Genomic DNA, 23,830 nt, shown 5'->3' with positions numbered 1-23,830 from the left:
TGCCCCGGGCCCGGGAGGGAAAACCGTCCGTGCGCGGTCGGACGACCACGGCCGCCGCGCACGGGGCGGGTCAGTGCCCGGCCGGTGGCGCGCCGCGCCGCAGCCGGAACCAGTAGAAGCCGTGACCGGCCAGGGTGAGCAGATAAGGCAGTTCACCGATGGCCGGGAAGCGCACCCCACCGATCAGCTCGACGGGATGCAGCCCGTTGAACGTCTGGAGGTCGAGTTCGGTCGGCTGTGCGAAGCGGGAGAAGTTGTTCACGCACAGGACGAGGTCGTCCTCCCGCTGCCCGGGCAGCCGCATCTCGCGCAGGAACGCGAGCACGGCCGGATTGCTCGACGGCAGTTCGGTGTACGAACCGAGGCCGAACGCCGGGTTCTGCTTGCGGATCTCGATCATCCGGCGGGTCCAGTGCAGCAGCGAGGAGGGGCTGCTCATGGCCGCCTCGACGTTGGTGACCTGGTAGCCGTAGACCGGGTCCATGATGGTCGGCAGATACAGCCGCCCCGGGTCGCAGGAGGAGAAGCCCGCGTTCCGGTCGGGTGTCCACTGCATCGGGGTGCGTACCCCGTCGCGGTCGCCGAGCCAGATGTTGTCCCCCATGCCGATCTCGTCGCCGTAGTAGAGGATCGGCGAGCCCGGCAGGGACAGCAGCAGGGCGGTGAACAGCTCGATCTGATTGCGGTCGTTGTCGAGCAGCGGGGCGAGCCGGCGGCGGATGCCGATGTTGGCGCGCATCCGCGGATCCTTGGCGTACTCCGCGTACATGTAGTCGCGCTCTTCGTCCGTCACCATCTCGAGCGTCAGCTCGTCGTGGTTGCGCAGGAAGATGCCCCACTGGCAGTGCTTGGGGATCGCCGGGGTCTTGGCGAGGATTTCCGAGACCGGGTAGCGGGACTCCCGGCGGACCGCCATGAAGATGCGCGGCATGACCGGGAAGTGGAACGCCATATGGCATTCGTTGCCGCCGGCCTCGTAGTCGCCGAAGTAGTCGACGACGTCCTCGGGCCATTGATTGGCCTCCGCCAGCAGCACCGTGTCCGGGTAGTGCTCGTCGATCTCGGCCCGCACCCGCTTGAGGAAGTCGTGGCTGCGCGGCAGGTTCTCGCAGTTGGTGCCCTCCTCGGCGAAGAGGTACGGCACCGCGTCGAGCCGGAAGCCGTCGATGCCGAGGTCCAGCCAGAACCGCAGCGCCGCCAGGATCTCCTCCTGCACCGCCGGGTTCTCGTAGTTGAGATCCGGCTGGTGGGAGAAGAAGCGGTGCCAGAAGTACTGCTGGCGCACCGGGTCGAAGGTCCAGTTGGAGGACTCCGTGTCGACGAAGATGATCCGCGCGTCCTGGTACTGCTTGTCGTCGTCCGCCCAGACGTAGTAGTCCCCGTAGGGGCCCTCGGGGTCGGCGCGTGACTGCTGGAACCACTCGTGCTGATCGCTCGTATGGTTCATGACAAAGTCGATGATGACGCGCATGCCCCGCTGGTGCGCCGCGTCCACGAACTCCACGAAGTCGGCCAGATCACCGAACTCGGGGAGCACCGAGGTGTAGTCGGAGACGTCGTAGCCCCCGTCACGCAGCGGCGACTGGAAGAACGGCGGCAGCCACAGGCAGTCGACGCCCAGCCACTGCAGATAGTCCAGCTTGGCGGTCAGGCCCTTGAGGTCGCCGACCCCGTCTCCGTCGCTGTCCTGGAAGGAGCGTACGAGCACCTCGTAGAAGACGGCGCGCTTGAACCAGTCGGGATCCAGGTCCTTCGCGGGTGTGTCCTCGAACGTGTCCTGTACGGGCTCATTGACGATCATGATGTGGGTGACCCTCCGATCGGTGAGGACGGTCGCAGCGAGAACACGTGCGCGGGCGCGATGGAACGGCCCGGCTCGAGGCGCACATAGTTGTCCCTGCCCCAGTGATAGGTCTCTCCGGTGAGCTCGTCGCGCACCGGGACGGACTCGTGCCATTCGAGGCCGAGTTCCGGCATGTCCAACGAGACCGTGGCCTCCTGGGTGTGGTGGGGGTCGAGGTTGACGACCGTGAGGACGCAGGAGTTCCCCGTGCGCTTCGAGTAGGCGATGACGGCGTCGTTGTCGGCGTCATGGAAGCGCAAGTTCCGCAGCCGGCGCAGGGCGGGCTGGCGGCGCCGCAGCCGGTTCAGCAGGGTGAGCAGCGGGGCCAGGGAGCGCCCCTCGCGCTCGGCGGTCTCCCAGTCGCGCGGACGCAGCTGGTACTTCTCGGAGTCCAGGTACTCCTCGCTGCCCGCGCGCACCGGGGTGTTCTCGCACAGCTCGTAGCCCGCGTAGACACCCCAGCTGGGGGAGAGGGTCGCGGCGAGCACCGCCCGGATCTCGAAGGCCGCGCGCCCGCCGTCCTGGAGATAGGCGTGCAGGATGTCCGGCGTGTTCACGAAGAGGTTCGGCCGCATGACGGCGGCGGATTCGCCCGACAGCTCCCGCAGATAGTCGGTGAGTTCCCGCTTGTCGTTGCGCCAGGTGAAGTAGGTGTACGACTGCTGGAAGCCGATCGCGCCGAGGGTGCGCATCATCGCCGGGCGGGTGAACGCCTCGGCGAGGAAGACCACATCGGGGTCGGTGCGGCCCACCTCGGCGATGACCTTCTCCCAGAAGACCACCGGCTTGGTGTGCGGATTGTCGACCCGGAAGATCCGGATGCCGCGGTCCATCCACACCCGCAGCACCCGCAGCGTCTCCGTGACCAGCCCGTCGAAGTCCTCGTCGAACGCGAGGGGATAGATGTCCTGGTACTTCTTCGGCGGGTTCTCGGCGTGCGCGATCGTGCCGTCCGCGCGGTGGTGGAACCACTCGGGGTGCTTGGCCACCCACGGGTGGTCGGGGGAGCACTGCAGGGCGAAGTCGAGCGCGACCTCCATGCGCAGATCGCGGGCGCAGGAGACGAAGTGGTCGAAGTCCTCGAAGGTGCCGAGGTCCGGGTGGATCGCGTCGTGCCCGCCGTCGGCCGAGCCGATCGCCCAGGGGCTGCCCACGTCGTGCGGGCCCGCGGACAGCGCGTTGTTGGGGCCCTTGCGGAAGGAGGTGCCGATGGGGTGGATCGGCGGCAGGTACACCACGTCGAACCCCATCGCCGCCACCGCGGGCAACCGCCGGGCGGCCGTGCGGAACGTACCCGGCCGCGGCCTGCCGTCCGCCGTCGTCGTCGCGCCCTCCGAGCGCGGGAACAGCTCGTACCACGAGCCGAACAGCGCCCGCTCGCGCTCCACGAGCAGCGGCAGCGACCGTGAGCTGGTGACCAGTTCACGCAACGGATGGCAGGTCAGGGCCGCGGTCACCGCCGGGGCGAGGGCGGCCGCGAGCCGGTCGGCGACCTGCCGGCGCCGGTCGCGCAGCGCGTCGGCCGCGGCCAGCACGGCCTCCCGGCCGTCGCTCTTCGGCACCCCGGCCGCCGCCCGCTCGTAGAGCAGGGCGCCCTCCTCCAGGACCAGTTCGGTGTCGATCCCCGCCGGGATCTTGATCCGCGCCTGGTGCCGCCAGGTGCCCACCGGGTCGCTCCACGCCTCGACCGCGTACGTCCAGCGGCCCTCGGTGTCCGGGGTGACGTCCGCGCCCCAGCGGTCCGTGCCCGGCGCCAGCTCCCGCATCGGTGCCCAGGGCCCCGAGCGGCCCGCCGGGTCGCGCAGCACCACATTGGCACCCAACGCCTCGTGGCCCTCGCGGAACACGGTGGCCGTGACCTGGAAGGTCTCGCCCACCACGGCCTTGGCCGGTCTGCGACCGCAGTCGACGAGCGGCCCGAGGTCCAGGACGGGGATGCGACCGATCATGGGATCACCTGGAGGTTCGACGGAATCTGGGGGTGTGGCGGGTTCTGTACTTTCTATCTGCTCCGTCGGCAGTCGGCTGGCTGCGCGCATGACTGCTCCTGTCCGCGCTTGCCCGGGTTCACCCGGGTGGGCGGAAGCGAGGGCGGGCAGTAGAGCGCGGGGACCGGGCCGGGGGACGCGTGACGGGCTGCATACCGGTTGAGCTTTCCCACCAGCCCCGGCCGGGCATGCCCGGACCGTGCGAACTGCCGGTGCGTAGATCCCGTGGCACCAGCTGAGGAGGGCGGCCGAAGCGCTTCACCCGTAGGGAGTCTCCTCGCTCGGCCGATCGTGTGCAATGTGACGAAACGGGGTAAGCGGCGGCCAATCGGCGGAACGGTGCCCCGGCCTCCTCGGTGACAGCCGTAGCGGTATTTCGCCGCCCGCACCCCTGCTGTACGCGTGGCGTAGATCCATCTCGTACCAACGCATCAGCCGATGATCGGCCGCCGGATTTCGGCCGCACCGTCCTGTCCAGCATGCGGACCGGTGCCTGTCTCCGCGCTTGTTTCGGCACCCGTTCGGGCGCCCGCGCCGGCCGCCCCACCAACGGGTGAGAGAAGGCCCGCCTCCCCGGGGCTCCCCGGGCACCCCCCGACACCCCGGCCGGCCCCGGACCCCGCCCGGCCGCGGCGAAACCCGGAACACCGGGCGTGTTCACCCGTTCCGGTCGACAACAGGGCGCACACCCGTCGTCCGCCCCGGTCGGTGACGGCCAGTTGGCGTCACTGCCGGAAACCCGGGGGGCCGCGCCGCTACCGTCGTGGGGGTGAAGGCCATTCGTCGATTCAGTGTGCGCCCCGTCCTTCCGGAGTCCCTACGACCGCTCAGTGAGCTGGCGCGCAATCTGCGCTGGTCCTGGCACCCCGAGACCCGCGAACTCTTCCAGTCCGTCGACCCCGAGGGCTGGCAGGCCGCGGGCGGGGATCCGCTGCGGCTGCTCGGCGCCGTGTCCGCCGCCCGGCTGGCCGCCCTAGCCGACGACCGCCGCTTCCGGCGGCGGCTCGCCGCGGCGGCCGACGATCTGCACGATTACCTCACCGGTCGGCGCTGGTACCAGGAGCAGCCCCCCGGACTGCCCGAGGCGATCGCCTACTTCTCACCCGAGTTCGGCATCACCGCCGCCCTCCCGCAGTACAGCGGCGGACTCGGCATCCTCGCCGGCGACCATCTGAAGTCGGCCAGCGACCTCGGCGTCCCCCTCATCGGCGTCGGACTGCTCTACCGGCACGGCTACTTCCGCCAGTCCCTGTCCCGCGAGGGCTGGCAGCAGGAGCACTACCCGCTCCTCGACCCCGACGAGCTGCCCCTGTCGATGCTCCGCGAGCCCGACGGCACCCCCAGCCGGGTCGCCCTCACCCTCCCCGGCGGCCGGTCCCTGCGCGCCTACATCTGGCAGGCCCGGGTCGGTCGGGTGCCGCTGCTGCTCCTCGACTCCGACGTCGAGGAGAACGGGCCGCGCGAGCGCGACGTCACCGACCGGCTCTACGGCGGCGGCAGCGAGCACCGGCTGCTGCAGGAGATGCTGCTCGGCATCGGCGGGGTCCGCGCCGTGCGGACGTACTGCCGGCTGACCGGCCACCCCGCCCCCGAGGTCTTCCACACCAACGAGGGCCACGCCGGCTTCCTCGGCCTGGAACGCATCCGCGAACTCGTCGAACAGGGCGCCGATTTCGACTCGGCCCTGGAGAGCGTCCGGGCCGGAGCCGTCTTCACCACCCACACCCCCGTACCCGCCGGCATCGACCGCTTCGACCGCGAGCTGGTCGCCCGCCACCTCGGCGACGACGGGGAACTGCCCGGCATCGACGTCGGCAAGGTCCTCCAGCTCGGTCTGGAGACCTACCCCGGCGGCGAGCCCAACCTCTTCAACATGGCGGTCATGGGCCTGCGCCTGGCCCAGCGCGCCAATGGCGTCTCCACCCTCCACGGGCAGGTCAGCCGGGAGATGTTCGCCGGGCTGTGGCCGGGCTTCGACGCCGAGGAGGTGCCGATCACCGCCATCACCAACGGCGTCCACGCCCCCACCTGGGTCGCCCCCGAGGTCTTCCGGCTCGGTGCCCGCCGGATCGGCGCGGGCCGCGCCGAGGACGCCCTGACCGTCGGCGGCAAACAACGCTGGGACACCGTCGCGGACATCCCCGACAGCGACATCTGGGACCTGCGCCGCACCCTGCGCGAACAGCTCGTCGAAGAGGTGCGCGAACGGCTGCGCGCCTCCTGGCGGCAGCGCGGAGCCGGCACGGCCGAACTCGGCTGGATCGACGGCGTGCTCGACCCCGACGTCCTCACCATCGGCTTCGCCCGCCGCGTCCCCTCCTACAAGCGGCTGACGCTGATGCTCCGCGACCCCGAGCGGCTGACCCGGCTGCTCCTGCACCCCGAGCGGCCGATTCAGATCGTCGTCGCGGGCAAGGCCCACCCCGCCGACGACAGCGGCAAGCGGCTCGTCCAGGAACTCGTCCGCTTCACCGACGACCCGCGCGTACGCCACCGCGTCGTCTTCCTCCCGGACTACGGCATGGCCATGGCCCAGAAGCTCTACCCCGGCTGTGACGTCTGGCTGAACAACCCGCTGCGCCCCCTGGAGGCGTGCGGCACCTCCGGCATGAAGGCCGCGCTCAACGGCTGTCTGAACCTCTCCGTCCTCGACGGCTGGTGGGACGAGTGGTACGAGCCCGACTACGGCTGGGCCATCCCCACCGCCGACGGCGCGGCCATGGACGAGGACCGCCGCGACGACGTGGAGGCCGCCGCCCTCTACGAGCTGCTGGAGGACCGGGTCGCGCCGCGCTTCTACGACCGGGGCTCGGGCGGGCTGCCCGGGCGCTGGATCGAGATGGTCCGCCGGACGCTGGGCACCCTCGGCCCGAAGGTGCTCGCGGGGCGCATGGTGCGCGAATACGTCGAGCGGCTCTACGGGCCCGCCGCCGAGGCCCAGCGGGCCCTGTTCCCGGAGGCCGCGCGGGAGCTGGCCGAGTGGAAGGCGCGGGTGCGGGCCGCGTGGCCGGCGGTGGCCGTCGACCATGTGGAGACGGTGGCCGACACCCCGCTGAACGGCACGGCCGAGCTGGGGTCCACGGTCTGTCTGCGGGTGAGCGTCACCCTCGGCGATCTCGATCCCTCGGATGTGGAGGTGCAGGCCGTCGCGGGCCGTGTCGACCCCGCCGACCGGCTGTCCGGGACCGGCACCGTGCCGCTCAAGCCCACGGGAGCCCCAGCGCTGGACGGCCGCCGCCAGTACGAGGGTTCGCTGACCCTCGACAGCACGGGCCCCTTCGGCTACACCGTCCGGATCCTGCCCGTCCACCGGTTGCTGGCCAGCGGCGCCGAGCTGGGTCTGGTGGCGCTGCCCCCGGAGTCCTCCGGAGAGCAGGCGGGCGTGCTGATGCGCTGAACGGCCGGCGCCCGGTGCGCACGGCCTTCACCGTGCGCACCGGGCGCCTGAGGTCGGTCAGCGGACCGTCAGCACGTCACTTGACGTTGACGCCGGTCCAGGCGGCCCCGACGGCCTTGTACTGGGCGCTGTTCTGCCCGTACAGCGCCTTGGCGGCCTTCAGGGTCGCCGCGCGGGCGCCCTTGTAGTTGGTCGTGGACGTCATGTACGTGGTCAGCGCCTTGTACCAGATCTTCTCGGCGGCGGCGCGGCCGATGCCCTTGACGGCCTTGCCGTCCTTGGTCGGGCTGTCGTACGTGACACCGTTGATGGTCTTCTTGCCGCTGCCCTCGGACAGCAGGTAGAAGAAGTGGTTGGCGACGCCCGAGGAGTAGTGCACGTCGAGGTCGCCGAGCTTGGAGTTCCAGTAGTCGGGCGAGCCGCCGTCCTTGCTGGGCTTGTCCATGTAGCGCAGCGGGGTGCCGTCGCCGTTGATGTCGATCTTCTCGCCGACGAGGTAGTCGCCCTTGTCGGCGGCGTTCTTGGCGTAGAACTCGACGGCGGCGGCGAAGATGTCGGAGGTGGCCTCGTTGAGCCCGCCGGACTCGCCGCTGTAGTTGAGCTTCGCCGTGGCGGAGGTGACGCCGTGGCTCATCTCGTGGGCCGCGACGTCGATCGAGGTGAGGGGCTTCTTGTCGCCCTCGCCGTCGCCGTAGCTCATGCAGAAGCAGTCGTCGTCCCAGAAGGCGTTGACGTACTCCTTGCCGTAGTGGACCCGGGAGTAGGCGGCCTTGCCGTCGTTCTTGATGCCCTTACGGCCCAGCACGTTCTTGTAGTAGTCCCAGGTGACGGCGGCACCGTACTGGGCGTCGACGGCCGCGGTCTGCGCGATGGTCGGCTTGCCGTTGCCCCAGATGTCGTCGGCGTCGGTGAAGGTCGCGCCCCGGCCGTCCTCGGCGTGCTTGAGGTTGTAGACCATGTGGCCGCCGCGCGCGTTGTCCTTCAGCAGGAAGGACTTGCCGCTCTTGAGCGAACCGACCTTGACCTTGCCGTTGTACTGGCCGGTGCCGGTGCCGGTCACGACGGCCTGGAACTCGTAGAGCTTCTTGCCGGTCGAGGCGTCGGTGATGACGTGCAGCTTGCTGGGCGTGCCGTCGTGCTGCACACCGGTGACCACGGTCTCGTACGCGAGAACGGGCTTGCCGCTCGCGGCCCAGATCACCTTGCGCGGCGCCTTGTCGGTCTCGGCCGTCTTGCTGCCGGCCGTCTTGGCCGCGGCGAGGGCGTGCTTCTCGGCGGCGGGGGCCTTGACCTTCGGGGTGGTGCTGGGGACCTTGATGTCCGCGTCGGTGGCCTTGGTGACCTCTTCGACCTTGCCGTTCTTGGCCTGGTGGACGATCAGGTCGCCGCCGAGCACCGGCAGACCGTCGAAGGTGCGCTCGTACCGGGTGTGGACCGTGCCGTCCGCGTCGGTGATGACGCCCCGGGCGATCAGCTTCTCCTGGCCGCCGAGACCGAGGGTCTTGGAATGGTCGCCCGCGCCGGGGGCGGCGGCGGCCTGGACCGGACCGGTGCCGAAGCCCGCGGCGAGCAGGGCGGCGGCAACCGTGGCGGCGCTGGCGGCGACGGCACGGCGGTGACCGGAGCGGGATATGCGGGAGGTGTGGCGCACGCGGTACTCCTCTGACTGTGGGGTGCCGGGCGCCGGAGATCACGCCCAACTGCGCACAGTCTGCTCGAACTTGCGTGCGTTCCGCTGGGAATATTGAGGCTTGGGTGATTACTGTCCTGTAAAGATTCCAACAACGCATCATTGTGGACGGTAGATAACGGGTCAAAACAGTACGAAGGCGCCGTCCGGGGGAGTCGAACTCTCCCCGGACGGCGCCTGGTTCAGTTGGTTCTCAGCCAGGTGCTTAAGGCTGTGAGATGTGGTCTCAGAACGTGAGCTTCCAGCTGTCGATGTAACCGGTGTCGGCGGAGTAGACGTCCTGGACCTTCAGCTTCCAGGTGCCGGAGGCCGCCTTGCCGGAGGCGTTGACGGTGTACGAGTCGACGACATCGGCAGCGGAGTCCCAGGAGTCGCTGTTCTTCAGCCGGTACGCCGTACCGTCGGGGGCGACCAGGTCGATCTGGAGGTCACCGCGGTAGGTGTGCTTGATGTTGACGTCCACCTTGAGGGCGGACGGGGCGTTGCCGCTGCGGGTCACGAGGACGGAGGAGGTCACGGCGGCACCGGCGTCGGGGATCGCCACGTCGGTGGTGTTCTCGAAGACGCCGCCTTCGCCCGAGGCGTTGACCGTCCACTTGAAGGTGGCGGTGCCCGTCTTGCCGTTCGCGTCCTTGACCGTCACGGTCACATTGCTGGTGCCGGCGGTGGTGACGGTGCCGGAGATCAGCCCGGTGGACGCGTTGATCGACAGACCGGCCGGGAGCCCGGTGGCGGTGTAGTTCAGGGCACCGGAACCGGTGGCCTTGATCTGCAGGGACACGGCCTGGTTCAGCACGCTCACCTGGTCGCCGGGGCTGGTGACCGAGACACCGGTGGAGGCCCGGGCGCCGACATTGATGGCGGCCCAGGCGTTGGCGGCGTTGTTGTACGTCTCGCTGCCGACGCCGAACAGCTCACCGGCGGCCCACAGCGTCGCGTCCCGGGCGCCCGCGTAGTTGGTGTTGGACTGCATGCGCTGGGACAGTGCCTTGAACCAGATCTTCGCGGCGTTGTCCCGGCCGATGGCGGCCACCGGCTGTCCGTCGGAGGTCGGGGAGTCGTACTTGACCCCGTTGATCTCCTTCTGTCCGCTGCCCTCGGAGGCCAGGTAGAACCAGTGGTTGGCCGGGCCCGACGAGTAGTGCACGTCGATGCCGCCGAGGCCGGAGTACCAGGCGTCCTTGGACTGGCCGTCCTTGCTGGGCTTGTCCATGTAGCGCAGCGGGGTGCCGTTGCCCCGGATGTCGATCTTCTCGCCGACCAGGTAGTCGCCGACGTCCTGGGCGTTGTTGGCCCAGAACTCGACGGCGGCGGCGAAGATGTCGGAGGTGGCCTCGTTGAGCCCGCCGGACTCACCGCTGTAGACGAGCTTCGCGGTGTTCGAGGTGACGCCGTGCGTCATCTCGTGCGCGGCCACGTCGATCGAGGTGAGCGGCTTGGCGTTGCCGCTGCCGTCACCGTAGGTCATGCAGAAGCAGTCGTCGGACCAGAAGGCGTTGACGTAGTTGTTGCCGTAGTGGACCCGGCTGTACGCGCCGACGCCGTCGCCCCTGATGCCGGTGCGGCCGTGCACGTTCTTGTAGTAGTCCCAGGTGAGCTGGGCGCCGTAGTGCGCGTCCACCCCGGCGGTGGCCGGGTCGGTGGTGGTGCCGTTGCCCCACACGTCGTCGGTGTCGGTGAACAGGGTGCCGGTGCCGGACGTGCCCCTGTTCAGGTTGTACGTCTTGTGGCCGCCGCGCGAGGTGTCGTTGAGCTGGTACGAGCCGGAGGTGCCGATGGTGACCTTGCCGCTGTACTGGCTGTTGCCGGTGCCCTGCTGGACGCCCTGGAACTGGAAAAGCTTCTTACCGGTCTTCGCGTCGCTGATGACGTGCAGCGCGTTGGGCGTGCCGTCGTGCTGGAGGCCGCCGACGACCGTCTCGTAGGCGAGGACGGGCTTGCCGCTCGCGGCCCAGATCACCTTGCGCGGCGCCCGGTCGGCCTTGGTGGCCTTCGAGCCCTGCGCCCTGGCGGCCGCGACCGCGTCCTTCTCGGCGGTGGCGGCGGCGAACGACGCACTCGTCGTGGCGATCGTCATGCGTGCCTTGGTGGCCTTGGCGACGGTCTTGAGCTTGCCGCCCTTGGCCGCGTCGACCACGAGGTCGCCGCCGAGCACGGGCAGGCCGTCGTAGGTGCGCTCGTACCGGGTGTGGGTCGTCCCGTCGGCGTCCTTGGTGACGTCCCGGACGACCAGCTTCTCCTTGGCGCCGAGGCCGAGGGACTTCGCGGTCGTCGCCCTGGTCGCGTTCGCGTCGCGTATCAGCTCCGCACGCTGCGACGGCGACAGCTTCACCGGCAGGGCGCCGGGATCGGCCTTGGCGAGGATCCTCGGCCCCGAACCCGCGTCATCCGTGCGGGCGTTGGCGGAACCGGTCTGTACTCCGACGGCGAGCATCGCCGTGACGGCGACGAGCGCGCCGGTCGCTACGGCGCGTCGATGGGGGGTGGGTCTCACGCTGACTCCTTCTGCGGTGGCCACGGTGGGCGTGGCCGGGGGGTGACCGGGCGCCCAAGTGGCCGACCGGGCAGAGCGAGGCAGAACTCGTGGAACGTTTCCCGTACGCCGCCGCGGCCGCCCGGTGCTGTCGGGCGAGGGGGCGGTGGCCGCGGTGAACGGGGGGTGTGGGGGGCAGGCGCGGAGAAACGGAAGTCGACGCGAGGCCGAGAGGCTGTGGGGAAGCCGTGCGTCGGTGGAGGGAAGAGTGCCACCGCAGGCATGTACGTGTCAGGACTGTGGACCCAAGTTGGCCAAAATCCGTCCGTTGAGAAAAGACCGCGGTCCGGATAGCGGGCGGATGCCGGTCGCTCGCCGCTCGGCTGATCGGCACCGAACCCGTGAGTACCACCGCTAAACATCCCGGACCCCATTTCGTCCAGGCGTACGAACCGGCCATGGCCGGTGGATGGTGCCGTCCGCACCCCTGCCGGACGGGCTGCTGTGCTCTGTCCTCAAGCGCCGGACGGGCTGCTGTGCTCTGTCCTCAAGCGCCGGACGGGCTGCTGTGCTCTGTCCTCAAGCGCCGGACGGGCTGCTGTGCCGAGCCCAGCCACATCCAGCCCGTCCGGCCGCTTGAGGACGCGCCCGCAGGGTGCTCGCCGCCGCAGGCGGCAAAGCCGGCCGACCAGGGTGGAGGATCAGACCAGACTGTCCCGCCACGCGCGGTGCAACGTGGCGAAACGCCCCGTCCCCGCCGTCAGTTCGGCAGGGGTGCCGTCCTCCACGACCCGGCCGTCGGCCATCACCAGGACTCGGTCGGCGATCTCCACGGTCGACAGCCGGTGCGCGATGACCACCGCCGTACGGCCGCGCAGCACCGTGCGCATCGCACGCTGCACCGCACGCTCGCCGGGCACGTCCAACGAGGACGTCGCCTCGTCGAGGATGAGCACCGCCGGGTCGGCGAGCAAGGCCCGTGCGAAGCCCACCAGTTGGCGCTGACCGGCGGAGATGCGGCCGCCGCGCTTGCGGACGTCCGTGTCGTAGCCGTCCGGCAGGGCGGTGATGAAGTCATGGGCGCCGATGGCCTTCGCCGCACGCTCGATCTCCGCACGGGTCGCCCCCGGGCGGCCGATGGCGATGTTCTCCGCCACCGTGCCGGAGAACAGGAACGCCTCCTGCGTCACCATCACCACCTCGCGGCGCAGCTCGGCTCCGGACAGCTCGCGCAGCGGGACACCGTCCAGCAGGACGCGGCCCTCGCGGGGGTCGTAGAAGCGGGCGAGCAGCTTGGCGAGCGTGGACTTGCCGGCACCCGTGGAGCCCACCACGGCCACCGTCCGCCCGGCGGCGAGGGTCAGATCGAAACGGGGCAGCACTTCGCCGCCCGTGCGGTACGCGAAACGCACCCCGTCGAAGACGACCTCGCGGCCGGGCCGGCCGGCCCGGCGCTCCGGCAGGGGGCGGGGCTCGGCCGGCTCGGGTACGGAGGGCCGCTGGGCGAGCAGCCCCGCGATCTTCTCCAGCGAGGCGGCCGCGGACTGGTAGGCGTTGAGGAACATCCCCAGCCGGTCGATCGGGTCGTACAGCCGCCGCAGATACATCACCGCCGCCGCGAGCACCCCGAGCGCCAGCCCGCCGGACGCCACCCGGTAGGCACCCCACAGCACGATCACGGCCAGGGCGGTGTTGGCCGCCAGCCGCGCGGAGACCACGTAGCGGGCCATCTCCCACATCACCTCGCCGTTGGCCCGCATGTGACGTTCGTTGAGCCGCCGGAACTCCGCCTCGTTGGCCCGCTCGCGGCGGAACGCCTGGACGGGACGGATGCCGTTCATCGTCTCGCCGAACTTCACGATGACGGCCGCGATCGCCGTGGACCGCCTGCCGTACACCCGCCCCGAGCGGCGTTGGTAGGAACGCACGCACAGATACAGCGGACCCAGGGAGACCAGCGCCGCGGCGCCCAGGCCCGGGTCCAGGTACAGCAGCATCGCGGAGACGTACACCACGGACAGGGCGACGCCGATCAGCTCCTGGAGGCCGTCGTTGAGCAGCTCGCGGATCGACTCGACGTCGGTGGTGGCGCGGGAGACGATCCGGCCGGAGGTGTAGCGCTCGTGGAAGTCGACACTGAGCGTCTGCGCGTGCCGGAAGATCCGGGCGCGCAGCTCCAGCAGGGCCCGCTGGCCGATGCGGGCCGCGAGCCGGACGAAGGCGAGCTGCGACAGCCCGGCGGCCAGCGCGCAGAGCGCGTACCCGGCGCCGACGACGAGGAGCGGACCGTGGTCGTGGCGGCGCGCGGCGGGCACCCCGTGGTCGATGGCGTACGCCACGAGCAGCGGCCCCGTCTGCACCGCGGCCTGCTGGAGCAGCAGCAGGACGACGGCGAGCCGCACCCGGGCCCGGGCGGGCGTGAGCAGCGAACGCAGCAGGGCACGGGAGGCACCCCTGGGGACGGGCAGCACATCCCGGTCGAAGGGGTCGCCCGGAGGTTCGCCGCCCTCCTTCTTCTCGTCGGCCGCCGGCCGGCCGGAGACATCGGTGGTCATCGCGTGGCGCCTCCGTCCTGCCCGTCATGTCCGTCCCGCTCGTGCCCCTCGAAGCCTTCCCGGCCGGACATCAGCGACGCGTACTCCTCGTTGCCGTGCAGCAGTTCATGGTGGGTGCCGACCGCCGCGATCCGCCCCCGGGAGAGCAACGCGACACGGTCGGCGAGCAGCACCGTCGACGGCCGGTGCGCGACGACGAGCGCCGTCGTGGTCGCCAGCACCTCGCGCAGCGCCGCCTCGACCGCCGCCTCGGTGTGCACGTCGAGCGCCGACAGCGGGTCGTCGAGGACGAGGAAGCGCGGACTGCCGACGACCGCCCGGGCCAGCGCCAGCCGCTGCCGCTGGCCGCCGGACAGGCTCAGCCCCTGCTCCCCGACCTGCGTGCGGTGCCCGTCGGGCAGGGCGTGGACGAAATCGGCCTGGGCGACGGCCAGCGCGCGCCGCAGATCCGCCTCGCTCGCCCCCTCCGCGCCCATCAGGACGTTCTCGCCGACGGAGGCGGAGAAGAGGGTGGGCTCCTCGAAGGCCACGGAGACCAGCTCGCGCAGCCGCTCGCGGGACAGCGCGGTGATGTCCTCGCCGTCGAGGGTGATGCGGCCCGCCGTCGCCTCGTGCAACCGGGGGATCAGCGCGGTCAGCGTGGTCTTGCCGCTGCCCGTGGCGCCGACGAGGGCCATGGTCTCGCCGGGCCGGATGTGCAGATCGACCCCCCGGAGAACGGGCGGCGCGTCCGGCGGCGCGTCGGGATACCGGAACCCGACCCCTTCCAGGCGCAGCCCGCGGTCCTCCGCCCCCGGCCGGCCCGACGGCCGGGGATCCGCCTCCGCGACGTCCATCACCTCGAAGAAGCGGTCCACGGCCGTCGCCGTCTCATTCGTCAGCGCGAGCAGGAAACCGAGCGACTCGACCGGCCAGCGCAACGCCAGCGCCGTGGACAGGAACGCCACGAGCGTGCCCGCCGTCAGCTCGCCGTCCGCGACCCGCACCACCCCGAGCAGCAGCGCCGCACCGATCGCCAGCTCGGGCAACACCATGATCAACGCCCAGAGCGTCCCCAGCAGGCCCGCCTTGCGCAGCTCCGTCGTCCGCAGCCGCTCGGACAACGCCGCGAACGCCCGCTCCTGCGCGCGGTGTTGACCGAATCCCTTGATGACGCGGATGCCGAGGACGCTCTCCTCGATGATCGTGGTCACATCGCCCACCTGGTCCTGGGCGGTGCGCGCGGCCAGCGCGTAGCGCTCCTCGAAGAACCAGCACAACGCGACCAGCGGGGCGACGGGCGCGAGCAGTACCAGCCCCAGCGTCCACTGCTGCGCCAGCAAAATGGCGAAGCCCACCACGATCGTCGTGGCGTTGACCAGCAGGAAGGTCAGCGGAAACGCCAGGAACATCCGCATCAGCATCAGATCGGTCGTGCCGCGCGAGAGCAGCTGTCCGGAGGACCAGCGGTCGTGGAAGGCGACGGGCAACCGCTGCAGATGACGGAAGAGCGCCGCCCGCATGTCCGCCTCGACCCGCGCCAGGGGACGTGCCACCAGCACTCGCCGCACCCAGAACAACACCGCCTCCGCGGCCCCGAGCACCAGCAGCACCACCCCGCCCAGCCACACCCCGGACGGATCCCGGTCCGCGACCGGCCCGTCCACGATCCACTTGAGCGCGAGCGGGATGACCAGACTCAGACACGACGCCACCACCCCCACGAACGCCGCCCCGGCCAGCCGCCCGCGCACCGGCCGCACGTACGGCCACAGGCGGTAGAGCGAGCGCACGGCGGAGCGCCGCTCGGGCGGACGGGTCTCCTCGGTCGTGGTCGTCTCAGTCATCACGGCGAGCGTACGGTCCGGCACTGACAACGCCCACTGGGATTTGTACCTAGGACTCAGGTTCGTGGTAAAGGTCTGGGTCGTCTGATTCATGGGAAAGCAGAGCGAGTTGAGGGGCGGGGCGCGATGCGTGGTGTTCGTGGCGGTCATGGTGGCCGAAGAGCGGTGGCGTTACTGGTGTTACTGATGGGGGCTGTCTCCTGCGGGACGCCGGGCGGTGACAAGCCCCCCAAGCCGGCGCACCCGGTGTTCGACGCCGAGCTGTCGATGCAGCTGCTCAAGGCCCGGGAGGCGACGCGGCAGGCGGGCCTGTCCCGCTTCACCTCGACCGTCGTCGTCGGATCCGCCGGAGGTGACGCGGTGGAGACGGTCAAGGGGGAACAGGACTGGGGCAGGGGAACCGCCTACGCGGAGCGGACCATGAGCATTCCGGACGACTTCCCCGCCGGCGCCACCGAACGTCTCGGCCCGCCCGGCGCCGGGACGTTCGCGATCGTGGCGCGTCAGGTGCTCGTCCGGGACGGCGCCGCCTGGCTCCACTACCGGCCCGTGGGAGTCGGCCCGGTCGCCGACGCGATCCGCTCACTGCAAGTGGTCGCGGGGGAGACGGCGCCGTACGGCGGCACCCTGGCCGAGGTGATCGCCTCGGCCAGGCCGCAGGGCCGGCCCGTGGTCCGCGACGACGGCGGGCGTGACTACCGGGCCGTGGTGCCCGGCGGAGTCGCGTCCAAAGCGCTGCCCGAACTGGGGCGGATGAAGGACGGCTGGAACAGCGAAGCCGGCAAGGGCCAGAACGGCATGTTCCCCATGGAGATCCGGCTCGACGCCCAGGGCCGCGTGTCCCGGGCCACGATGGACCTGACACCGCTGCTGGCTCATATGCGGGACGTGGGCGGGGTGAAGAGCGTCAGGGCCACGTACGAGCAGTCGGGTTACGGCGGCCGGCCCACCCGCCTGCTGCCCGACCGGGCAGCGGCACAGGACGCGACCAAGACCTTGACCTTGATAGGTGAACTGGCCCCCGGCGACTGCGCGCTGACCGCTCCGGGGCTCCCCTCCGTGTCGATGGTCCGCGTGGTCTCCTGCGACCGGCCGCACAGCCTGCGGGTGTTCGGCCAACTGCCCGTGGACGTCCAAGGTTCGGGAGCCGTCGACGGGCAAGCGGCGATGGACCGGGCCGGACAAGGATGCCGTGAGGAGTTCCGGGCGGCCCCCGAGGAGTGGCGGCGGGAAGCCGTCCCGGCGGGCCGCTACCGCATGACAGGTGGTTCCCGTTTCACCGGGCACCACGGTGCCGACGGCGAGAGCCACAGCAAGCTCAAGGGCCACCTCACCTGCTACATCCGCACCTCCGGCCCCGGCTCCTGAGCCGTCTCCCGGGCGTCCCCGCCGCCTGGCGGCACGGCTCGCAGCAGCAGGACCGTCCGGGGCGGCAGCGTGATCCGGGTACCCGCCTCGCGGCGGGTACCCGGCGCCGTGCGCTGGTCCTCCCGGGACGTGTCCACCAGCAACTCGTACGCGTCCGCCCAAGGAGGACCCGGAAGGGTGAAACGCTGCGGGCGGTGACCGCCGTGCAGGACGGCCAGGAAGCTGTCGTCCGTGACCGGCGCCCCCTGCGGACCGCGCTGCGGTATGTCCCGGCCGGAGAGGTACATCCCGAGGGTGTGGGCCGGCGCGTACCAGTCGGCCTCGGTCATCTCCGTGCCGCGCGGGCCGAACCAGGCCAGGTCCCGCAGTCCCTCCGCGCTCCGCGGGCGTCCCGAGAAGAAGGCGTGGCTGCGCAGCACCGGATGGGCGCGGCGCAGCGCGAGCAGCCGGGAGCAGAGGTCCGTGAGCGCCCGCCAGCCCGGGTCCGCGGTGTCGTCCAGCAGGGTCCAGTCGATCCAACTGGTCTCGTTGTCCTGGCAGTAGGCGTTGTTGTTGCCCTGCTGGGTCCGGCCCATCTCGTCGCCCGCCACGAGCATCGGCACCCCGGTGGACAACAACAGTGTGGTCAGCAGATTGCGGGCCTGCCGCAGGCGCAGGGACCGGACGGCCGGATCGTCGGTCTCGCCCTCGGTGCCGCAGTTCCACGACCGGTTGTCGCCCGCGCCGTCCCGGTTGCCCTCGCCGTTGGCCTCGTTGTGCTTCTGCTCGTAACTGACCAGGTCCCGCAGGGTGAAGCCGTCGTGCGCGGTGACGAAGTTGACGGACGCGTACGGACGGCGGCCGCCCCACGCGTAGAGGTCGCTGGAGCCCGAGAGCCGGTATCCGAGGTCCCGGACGTCGGGCAGCGCGCCCCGCCAGAAGTCACGCACCGCGTCCCGGTAGCGGTCGTTCCACTCCGCCCACAGCGGGGGGAAGGCGCCGACCTGGTAGCCGCCCGAGCCCACGTCCCAGGGCTCGGCGATCAGCTTGACGCGGCGCAGCACGGGGTCCTGGGCGATGACCGCGAGGAAGGGGGAGAGCATGTCCACGTCGTGCATCGACCGGGCCAGGGCCGCCGCCAGGTCGAAACGGAACCCGTCGACCCCCATGTCCGTGACCCAGTACCGCAACGAGTCGGTGATCAGCCGCAGGACGTGCGGCTGCACCACGTGCAGGGTGTTGCCGCAGCCCGTGTAGTCGGCGTAGCGGCGGGCGTCGCCCTGCAGCCGGTAGTACCCGCGGTTGTCGATGCCCCGCAGGGACAGGGTCGGCCCCAGCTCGCCGCCCTCGGCCGTGTGGTTGTAGACGACGTCGAGGATGACCTCGATGCCGGCCGCGTGCAGGGCCCGCACCATCCGCTTGAACTCGCCGACCTGCCGCCCCCGCGACCCGGAGGCGGCGTAGGCGGCGTGGGGCGCGAAGTAGCCGATGGAGTTGTAGCCCCAGTAATTGCGCAGGCCCCGCCGTAACAGGTGCTCCTCGTGGGCGAACTGGTGCACCGGCAGCAACTCAACGGCCGTCACCCCGAGCCGGACGAGGTGCTCCACGGCCGCCGGGTGCGCGAGCCCCGCGTACGTGCCGCGCAACCGCTCCGGGATGCCGGGGTGGCGCATGGTGAAGCCGCGCACGTGCAGTTCGTAGATGACCGAGTCGGGCCACGGGGTCTTGGGGCGGTGGTCGTCCGCCCAGTCGTCGTCATCGGCGACGACCACCCCCTTGGGGACGTGGGGGGCCGAGTCGCGCTCGTCCCGCACGGTGTCGGCGATGTGCTGCTGCGGCCAGTCGCGCACGTGCCCGTACACCTCGGGGGGAAGGGCGAAGTCGCCGTCCACCGCGCGCGCGTACGGATCGAGCAGCAGCTTCGAGGGGTTCCACCGGGCGCCCGTCCACGGATCCCAGCGGCCGTGCACGCGGTAGCCGTAGCGGCGGCCGGGCAGCACCCCGGGGACGAAGCCGTGCCAGATCTCATGCGTCAACTCGGCCAGCGCACAACGGGTTTCGCGCGGGGCCCTGCCCCTGTCCCCGCCCCCGTCTTCCTCGTCGTCGAACAGGCACAGCTCCACGGCTTCCGCGCCGCCCGCCCACAGGGCGAAGTTCGTCCCGGCCACCCCGTCCGCGCCCACCTTGAAGCGGGCCCCGAGCGGCTCCGGACTTCCCGGCCAGACGGGGGTGCCCGCACAGGGCCCCGGCACCGCGGGCCGATGGCCGTTCATCCCGGCCGGGACGGGCTCCGGTCCGGCCCCCGTGCCGGGCCGCCCCGGATCGTCCGCGGCCCTCTCGCCCTGTTCCGCCTCTTGCTCGGGTGCGCTCGACACGTGTTCGCCTCCGGCGGCTCTCGGGTAGCGCGCCGGGCACCCGGCTTCCCGTGCCGGGTGTCGGCGGTGCGTCCTTCCCCCAGTTCTGCCCAGATCCTCGGGTGCGCTCACCCGCGTGATCGGGCCCGCCGGGCGACCGCGGCCGCCGGGCCCGGGGCCCGGTCATCCGGCCCGCGCGGCTGAAATATGCTGCCCCGATCGAGCCACTGGTCAATCACCAGGCACACGGCTCGCATCACCACTCCCATTTGGGACCGAACGGTGACATACGCGGGGGGCGGAGTCGTCCGGGGCGTGTGGTTATCTATCGCCATGCGCGCGTGCCGCGCTCAGATGGGCGCCGCCTGGGCGGGCCGTGTGAGGGGAGACAACCGTTTTGAAGACGCAGCCGATACCGGGTCGGCGGGGGAGCCGCGGCGGCCCTCTCGCCGCGCTGCTCGGGGCCACATTGCTGCTGGTCACCGCCTGTGGCGGGTCGGATGACGCCAAGAAGGCCGGTGCCAGTGTCGGCGGCCCCTCCCAAGCCGTCGTCACCATCGCCCCCAAGGACGGCGCGAAGGACGTGGCGACGAGCGGCGCCCTGAAGGTCACCGCCGAGAAGGGCGGCATCACGTCCGTCAAGGTCGCCGACGCCAAGGGCAAGACCGTCGACGGCAAGATATCCGGCGACGGAGCGACCTGGGAGCCGACCAGTCATCTGGCCGCCTCCACGAAGTACACGGTCGACGCCGTCGCCAAGGACAAAGAGGGCAGGGCGTCCGCCAAGCACGCCACGTTCACGACCCTCACCCCGCAGAACACCTTCGTTGGCTACTTCACGCCCGAGGACGGCACCACCGTCGGTGTGGGAATGCCCGTATCGATCAATTTCAGCCGTGGCATCACCGATCCCAAGGCCGTCGAGCGGGCCGTGAAGGTGACCGCCGAGCCGTCCGTGCCCGTCAAGGGCCACTGGTTCGGCAACGACCGCCTCGACATCCGTCCCGAGAAGTACTGGGCGGCCGGCACCAAGGTGACCGTCCAGCTCAACCTCGACGGCGTCCAGGGCCGTGAAGGCGTGTACGGCACGCAGACGAAGACCGTGAAGTTCACCGTCGGCCGCAGCCAGGTGAGCACCGTCGACGCCAAGAGCCACCAGATGACGGTCGTGCGCGACGGCAAGGTCCTCAAGACCGTCCCGATCTCGGCCGGCGGCCCGGGCAACTCCACCTACAACGGACAGATGGTCATCAGCGAGAAGTACGACGTGACGCGGATGAACGGCGACACGGTCGGCTTCGGCGGCGAGTACGACATCAAGGACGTCCCGCACGCGATGCGCCTGTCCACCTCGGGCACGTTCCTCCACGGCAACTACTGGTCCGGCGAGGACACCTTCGGGTCCACCAACGCCAGCCACGGCTGTGTGGGCCTGTACGACCAGCGAGGCGGCGGCGACCCGTCCACGCCGGCCGCCTGGTTCTACAACAACTCGCTCATCGGTGACGTCGTCGTCGTGAAGAACTCCGACGACAAGACCATCCAGCCCGAGAACGGCCTCAACGGCTGGAACATGTCCTGGACGGACTGGGGCCGCAGCGGCTGAGTCACGTCCCCGCTCTCCCCGGGCGGGCCGGTTCTCGCCGAGTTCGGGCAGAACCGGCCCGCCCGTCGTGCGAAGGCGGGGCCGTAGCCCGAAGCACCACCGGCCACGGCCAGCGCCTAATCTGACGCCATGACTGTGCATCTAGAGGTCGCCGAAGGCGTCGGCACCATCCGGCTCGACCGCCCGCCGATGAACGCACTGGACATGGCCTCCCAGGACCGCATCCGTGAGCTGGCCGAGGAGGTCACCCGCCGCGACGACGTACGGGCCGTCGTGCTGTGGGGCGGGGAGAAGGTGTTCGCGGCCGGGGCGGACATCAAGGAGATGCGGAACATGGACCACGCCGCCATGGTGGCGCGGTCCCGCGGACTCCAGGATTCCTTCACGGCCGTGGCCCGCATCCCCAAGCCCGTCGTCGCCGCCGTCACCGGCTACGCCCTGGGCGGCGGCTGTGAGCTGGCGCTGTGCGCCGACTTCCGGATCGCGGCCGAGAACGCCAAGCTCGGCCAGCCCGAAATCCTGCTCGGGCTCATCCCCGGCGCGGGCGGCACCCAGCGGCTGGCCCGGCTCATCGGCCCGTCCAAGGCCAAGGACCTCATCTTCACCGGCCGTCAGGTGAAGGCCGGGGAAGCGCTCTCCCTGGGCCTCGTCGACCGGGTCGTCCCGGCCGAGGAGGTCTACGAGCAGGCGCACGCGTGGGCGGCCAAGCTGGCGGCCGGTCCCGCCATCGCGCTGCGCGCGGCCAAGGAGGCCGTGGACGCCGGGCTGGAGACCGACATCGACACCGGGCTCGCGATCGAGCGCAACTGGTTCGCCGGGCTGTTCGCGACCGAGGACCGCGAGATCGGGATGCGCAGCTTCGTCGAGGACGGGCCGGGCAAGGCCAAGTTCGGCTGACCCGCGCCGGGTTGCCGGCCGCGCCACCCCCGTCGGGGGCGCACGCCGGAGGCTTGCCTCTTGTGGGGGAATTCTCTCCGGCGTGCGTACCCCCTGGATTGACCCCGTTCCAAGCCCCCGGCCGCCCCGCGCGGACCGGGCGTCGCCGCAGGTCGGTGAACGTTTCCCGGGCCCCCTGCTGCCCATGGCATATGTCGGTGGGGGCGCATGGAATCGCAGGTTCCGGTGCAGTGAATCCCTGGGTTCCACTCCGTGGCGGCTTTACGGCGGCCATGATGGGGGCATGGCGGGCCTGGAGGGATCGGAGCAACCGCGGCAGCGGGTCGGTACGGCCGCTGTGCGATGGAGCCCGACCGTTGAGGATGAACTGGCGCTGAAGGCGCTCGAACTGTTCGGCAACCCCACACTCGGTGAGGTCCGGCTGCCCTCGCGTCCGGAGTCGGCGGCCGCGGCCCGGCGCCTGACCCAGACCGTCGTCCTGCGCCAGTGGGGCCTCTCGGCCCAACTCACCGAACACGCGGTCCTGCTGGTATCCGAACTCGTCGGCAACGCCGTCCGGCACACCGGTGCCCGCTGCTTCGGGCTGCGGATGCTGCGCCGCCGCGGCTGGCTGCGGATAGAGGTGCGCGACCCCTCGCGCGGGCTGCCGTGCCTGCTGCCCGTGCGCGAGCTGGACACGAGCGGGCGCGGGCTGTTCCTGGTCGACAAGCTGTCCGACCGCTGGGGCGTGGATCTGCTGGCACGCGGCAAGACGACGTGGTTCGAGATGCGGGTCGCGGACCGCTGACCCGCGCGGCCGGGTGAAGGGCGCCACGGCGACGCGGAGCGGGCGAAAACGAAGAGGCCCCCGTGCGTCGGTGTCCGACGGGCCGGGGGCCTCTTCGTGGGCCGCGGAACGAATTGGGGTGTATTCCGCGGCGTAAGACGACCTGGCCCGGGTCAATGGGGGTCGTTGCCCCGACTATGTCACGCGCAGTGGTCGGGAGCCAATGGTGCAATAGCCCTTAACGGGACATCGCTGGCAATACCCTTCGGTAATCCAAGGTGAGCTGCGCCACCCACCTTGTATTCCATGAATGATTCGCCGAAGCCGCTTATCTTTATGCGGCTTCACTGTGTGTGACAAGGGCTTGGCGCGGTGGGTGGTCCGCCCATGTGACCGGCCCGGCGCGGCCCCGCTCCGGGGGCCCGGCGGCCGTCGGCCGAACCGCCCGACCGGCGCCCGGAGGAGACGGCTAATCTGTGCCGGTCACACCAGCACACCAAGGGGAGGCCCGCATGGCCAGCATCGATGCAGCGCGCAAGGCGTTCGACCGGTTCGACGTGGACGGGGACGGTTTCATCACCGCCGCCGAGTACAAGAGCGTGATGGCCGAACTCGGCGACTTCAACGTCACCGAGACCGTGGCCCAGGCCATCATCAACAAGAAGGACGGCAACGGCGACGGCGTGCTGTCCTTCGAGGAGTTCTGGAACTCCCTCAACGCCTGACCCGGCCCGCGCCACCATGCGGACCCGGCCACCGGGTCAGCGCCAGCCCCGCCGCTGCGCGCTGGCCCGCCGCCGCCGGTCGTTGCACAGCAGACACCGCCCCCAGCCCGGCGGCAGCGGATCGGCCTTGTCCCCGTACAGCGGATCGACGGCTCCCCGGGGATGCTCGGCGCAGCCCGTCGCCCCGAACCCGGCCCCCAGGGCATTGGCCGCGGCCAACGCCCGGCGCAGGGCGTCCACGAGCTGGTCGGCCTCGTGCGCCGAGGGCGCGGCGTCCAGCGAGAAGGCGATGTCCGAAGCGGTGTTGAGCGCGCTCTGGAGTTCGCGCAGATCTGCGTAACTCATGCTTGCGAGCCTACGCGG

14 protein-coding genes are annotated in these 23,830 nt (G+C 70.9%); 6 read left to right on the top strand and 8 right to left on the bottom strand.

What is annotated here, in order from left to right:
• Positions 1-70: 70 nt before the first annotated feature.
• A complete protein-coding gene (gene treS / locus ACZ6MA_RS16780) occupies positions 71-1,801 on the bottom strand; it encodes a maltose alpha-D-glucosyltransferase (protein ID WP_469434435.1) in 1,731 nt (576 codons plus the stop codon).
• Positions 1,798-3,792 carry an alpha-1,4-glucan--maltose-1-phosphate maltosyltransferase gene (locus tag ACZ6MA_RS16775; RefSeq protein ID WP_469434434.1) on the bottom strand — a complete coding sequence of 665 codons (1,995 nt, stop codon included), beginning with the start codon at positions 3,790-3,792 and terminating at the stop codon, positions 1,798-1,800. The genes treS and ACZ6MA_RS16775 overlap by 4 nt, the downstream gene beginning before the upstream one ends.
• An 808-nt stretch (positions 3,793-4,600) precedes the next feature.
• On the opposite strand from ACZ6MA_RS16775, the gene glgP reads away from it, so the two are divergent.
• Complete coding sequence (glgP, locus tag ACZ6MA_RS16770) at positions 4,601-7,228, top strand: alpha-glucan family phosphorylase (protein WP_469434433.1); 2,628 nt, start codon at positions 4,601-4,603, stop codon at positions 7,226-7,228.
• Positions 7,229-7,304: 76 nt separating this feature from the next.
• On the opposite strand, the gene ACZ6MA_RS16765 is transcribed toward glgP, so the two are convergent.
• The 4 genes from ACZ6MA_RS16765 to ACZ6MA_RS16750 form a co-directional block, all read right to left on the bottom strand.
• Positions 7,305-8,879 carry a M4 family metallopeptidase gene (locus ACZ6MA_RS16765; protein WP_469434431.1) on the bottom strand — a complete coding sequence of 525 codons (1,575 nt, stop codon included), beginning with the start codon at positions 8,877-8,879 and terminating at the stop codon, positions 7,305-7,307.
• 265 nt (positions 8,880-9,144) lie between these two features.
• Positions 9,145-11,412, bottom strand: a complete 2,268-nt coding sequence (locus ACZ6MA_RS16760; protein ID WP_469434430.1) for a M4 family metallopeptidase — start codon at positions 11,410-11,412, stop codon at positions 9,145-9,147.
• A gap of 680 nt (positions 11,413-12,092) precedes the next feature.
• Entirely contained in the window at positions 12,093-13,946 is a 1,854-nt protein-coding gene (locus tag ACZ6MA_RS16755; protein ID WP_469434428.1) for an ABC transporter ATP-binding protein, read from the bottom strand.
• A complete protein-coding gene (locus ACZ6MA_RS16750; protein WP_469434427.1) occupies positions 13,943-15,772 on the bottom strand; it encodes an ABC transporter ATP-binding protein in 1,830 nt (609 codons plus the stop codon). The genes ACZ6MA_RS16755 and ACZ6MA_RS16750 overlap by 4 nt, the downstream gene beginning before the upstream one ends.
• A 186-nt stretch (positions 15,773-15,958) precedes the next feature.
• On the opposite strand from ACZ6MA_RS16750, the gene ACZ6MA_RS16745 reads away from it, so the two are divergent.
• Complete coding sequence (locus ACZ6MA_RS16745) at positions 15,959-17,140, top strand: hypothetical protein (RefSeq protein ID WP_469434425.1); 1,182 nt, start codon at positions 15,959-15,961, stop codon at positions 17,138-17,140.
• Here the strand turns inward: ACZ6MA_RS16745 and glgX are convergent.
• On the bottom strand, positions 17,110-19,494 hold the full coding sequence (gene glgX / locus ACZ6MA_RS16740) for a glycogen debranching protein GlgX (RefSeq protein WP_469434424.1): 2,385 nt from the start codon (positions 19,492-19,494) through the stop codon (positions 17,110-17,112). The genes ACZ6MA_RS16745 and glgX overlap by 31 nt on opposite strands.
• 376 nt (positions 19,495-19,870) lie before the next feature.
• Between glgX and ACZ6MA_RS16735 the strand changes: the two genes are divergently transcribed.
• The 4 genes from ACZ6MA_RS16735 to ACZ6MA_RS16720 all read left to right on the top strand — a co-directional run bounded on the left by ACZ6MA_RS16735 (position 19,871) and on the right by ACZ6MA_RS16720 (position 23,467).
• Entirely contained in the window at positions 19,871-21,079 is a 1,209-nt protein-coding gene (locus ACZ6MA_RS16735; RefSeq protein ID WP_469434422.1) for a L,D-transpeptidase, read from the top strand.
• Between the two features lie 129 nt (positions 21,080-21,208).
• Positions 21,209-21,976, top strand: a complete 768-nt coding sequence (locus tag ACZ6MA_RS16730; RefSeq protein ID WP_469434420.1) for an enoyl-CoA hydratase/isomerase family protein — start codon at positions 21,209-21,211, stop codon at positions 21,974-21,976.
• Positions 21,977-22,154: 178 nt separating this feature from the next.
• On the top strand, positions 22,155-22,763 hold the full coding sequence (locus ACZ6MA_RS16725) for an ATP-binding protein (protein ID WP_469434704.1): 609 nt from the start codon (positions 22,155-22,157) through the stop codon (positions 22,761-22,763).
• A gap of 491 nt (positions 22,764-23,254) precedes the next feature.
• Positions 23,255-23,467, top strand: a complete 213-nt coding sequence (locus ACZ6MA_RS16720) for an EF-hand domain-containing protein (RefSeq protein WP_469434418.1) — start codon at positions 23,255-23,257, stop codon at positions 23,465-23,467.
• Between the two features lie 36 nt (positions 23,468-23,503).
• On the opposite strand, the gene ACZ6MA_RS16715 is transcribed toward ACZ6MA_RS16720, so the two are convergent.
• Positions 23,504-23,812, bottom strand: a complete 309-nt coding sequence (locus tag ACZ6MA_RS16715; RefSeq protein WP_469434417.1) for a hypothetical protein — start codon at positions 23,810-23,812, stop codon at positions 23,504-23,506.
• Positions 23,813-23,830: the final 18 nt, after the last annotated feature.

It is taken from the genome of Streptomyces sp. NPDC042259, assembly GCF_055582085.1.
Note: the sequence above shows the minus strand (reverse complement) of the source record. Positions and strands in the feature narration are given on the sequence as shown.